General features: G+C 65.9%; 2 protein-coding genes and 2 rRNA genes. 2 read left to right on the top strand and 2 right to left on the bottom strand.

Annotation, left to right across the window (positions count from 1 at the left end; translation table 11 throughout):
- The first annotated feature begins 51 nt into the window (after positions 1-51).
- Together AC1DZQ_RS22450 and AC1DZQ_RS22455 are read left to right on the top strand one after the other, a co-directional pair.
- Entirely contained in the window at positions 52-735 is a 684-nt protein-coding gene (locus AC1DZQ_RS22450) for a hypothetical protein (RefSeq protein WP_476965567.1), read from the top strand.
- Between the two features lie 62 nt (positions 736-797).
- Complete coding sequence (locus AC1DZQ_RS22455) at positions 798-1,565, top strand: GntR family transcriptional regulator (protein WP_476965568.1); 768 nt, start codon at positions 798-800, stop codon at positions 1,563-1,565.
- A gap of 576 nt (positions 1,566-2,141) precedes the next feature.
- On the opposite strand, the gene rrf is transcribed toward AC1DZQ_RS22455, so the two are convergent.
- Positions 2,142-2,258, bottom strand: a 5S ribosomal RNA gene (rrf, locus tag AC1DZQ_RS22460).
- A gap of 218 nt (positions 2,259-2,476) precedes the next feature.
- Positions 2,477-2,623, bottom strand: a 23S ribosomal RNA gene (locus AC1DZQ_RS22465); the annotation flags it as partial.

The following is a 2,623-nucleotide window of genomic DNA, read 5'->3' on the forward strand; positions in this document are numbered from 1 at the left end:
ACCCCGAAACCCCCAAAACGCTTCACCCACCACCAGGAAAGAACACGAACAATGTCTGAATTCATCTTCATGCTCACCCACAACGACCGCACCGTCGACAACGCCCTCGAGGTCCTCGAGCAGGTCAAGGACACCGGGCTGCGCCACATCGGCTTCAAGGACGTCGGCGCCACCCCCGCGAAGGCCCGCGAGCTGACTGCCGCCGCGCACGCCGCAGGCCTCGTGGTCTACCTGGAGGTCGTCTCGGTGGACAAGGCCGATGAGATGGCCTCCATCGACGCCGCCATCGCCGCCGGCGTGGACTGGATCGTGGGCGGCAAGTTCGCCGCCGAAGCCGTCGAAAAGCTCGCCGGCACCGGCATCAAGTTCGCCCCCTTCCCGGGCCGCGTCGCCGGGCACCCGAGYGAACTGCTGGGCWCCATCGAGGAGATCRCCGCGCACGCMGCCGARCTCTCAAAGCTCGAGGGCGTCCACGGCGTGGACCTSCTGGCMTACCGTCACGCCTCCGTTGACCCGCTGGAACTGACCGCYGCCGTTGCCCGGGTTGTCGACGGGCCGACCATGGCCGCGGGCTCGGTCGTGTCCGAGGCCCAGATCCGCGGMCTCGCCGARGCCGGCGCGTGGGGCTTCACCATCGGCGGGGCCATCTTCGACGGCATGCTGCCGGGCGAGAAGGAYGTCGTGTCCCAGGTCCGCACCGCGCTGGCCTTCGCGCACGACGGCGCCCGGATCTAACCSCGGATCTAAGGCGGCCACCCCCGCCAGTACACTGGAATCATTGCCCAAGGGAGGACACCATGGCGGGTCGCCGGCCAAATCTTGCAGAACAGGTTCGAGATGAACTCACCGAGCTCATCAGCAACGGCACGTATGTCGTCGGCGACCGGCTCCCGAACGAAGACGAAATGTCCGTCAAGTTCGCCGTCAGCCGGGCCACGGTCCGCGAAGGCTACCGGGCCCTGATCGACGCCGGGTATCTGTCCCGCCTCCACGGCAAGGGAACCTTTGTTACCCGGGTSCCGCAGCGCCACGCGCTGGACCTGAACGTCAGCTACACCGCGATGATCCAGGCCGCCGGATTCACCCCSAGCATCCGGATCATCTCCCAGAGTGTCCAGCCCGCCGACGACGGCGACCGGGACCGGCTCCGCCTGGACCGCGGCGCCGCGGTCGTCGTCGTCGAACGGGTCCGGTTCGCCGATGACCGGCCCGTCGTCTACAGCGTGGACCGGGTGCCGCTGGCCCTCGTGCCCGAAGCGATCCGGGGCAACCTGGGCCCGTCGCTGTTCGACATGCTCGAAAACCACAACCACGGYGTCAGAAACGGGCGGGCCARGCTCCTCCCCGTCCTCGCCGGACCCCCGGAAGCCGCSCAGCTCCARGTCAAGGACGGCGTCCCGCTGCTCTAYTTCGACGAGGTCGACTACGACGAGAACGGCACCCCGGTGCTCGCCTCTTTCGAATGGCACACCAGCGACGTCTTCGAGATGTGGCTCAACCGGCGCGCACAACCACCCGCCCACCGCACCGAAACCGCCCCGGCCCTCGCCGAGGCCCGGTCCTAAAACGCCGGGAAAACGGCCGGGCACGCTCCCCAGCGTGCCCGGCCGTCCCCATTCCGGAGGTAGTCCGGATCCCAGGCCCACAGAGGAAGTCTCCGCGTTGAGTCCGTAACAGGATTCACGCGGAGACTTTCCTCATTTAAGGCGACTTTCGTCATTTAAGGCCTGCCGCTCCGGCAGTTGCACTGCTCCGTGAATGGCTCACCGGCCGGAAACCCGGGACGCTCCCGCACCCTTCGCCGTATCCGCCCACCGCACCTTTGGGGATGCTCGACGGCGGTGCCCGGCCTCGTTGCCTGCCAGCCCGTGCGCGACGTGAGGAAAGCATCCGGCGGGAACCTGCAGGAAGTGAGCAAGCGTCCGACGGCCGGTGTCCGCAGGTGGGGCCGGCCCTGGGTGCGTCGGGTCTGGGCCCGGAATCCGCTGGGGTCCTGTCGCCCAACTGACTGGCAGCAGGGGCCGTTCCGAGGGCTGATAACGGCCCCTGCTGCGGGTCAGTTGGGTGCGGGTCAGTCGGAATTGGCCGTTAAATGCGGGAGGACCCCCAACGTTGGTTGGGGGTCCTCGACCTGAATGGTGTTCCGGCGGTGACCTACTCTCCCACACCCTCCCGGGTGCAGTACCATCGGCGCTGTGGGTCTTAGCTTCCGGGTTCGGGATGGGACCGGGCGTTTCCCCCACGCTATGACCGCCGTAACCCTKKSTCCGCACCCTGCCGGCYGTGCCGGGGGTGGGAAATCTGGTGGTTACAACATGTGTGGTGTTGTTATTTGGTTGTGGTTTTGTTCCTGTCGCAACRTTGCCGCGGGTGGCGGGTTTGTTGTTTGGGAACCACATAGTGGACGCAAGCAGTCTTGTTTCTTTGTACCACCCCTGGGTGCAAACCCCTTTTGAATGGGTTTGCGGGGTGGTGTGTGGTGTAAGTTATCGGCCTATTAGTACCGGTCAGCTTCACGAGTCGTTAGTCCTCGCTTCCACATCCGGCCTATCAACCCAGTGGTCTGGCTGGGGGCCTCTCACACACAAGGTGTATGGAAATCTCATCTCGAAGCGAGCTTCCC

It is taken from the genome of Arthrobacter sp. P1_C12_2, assembly GCF_056406415.1.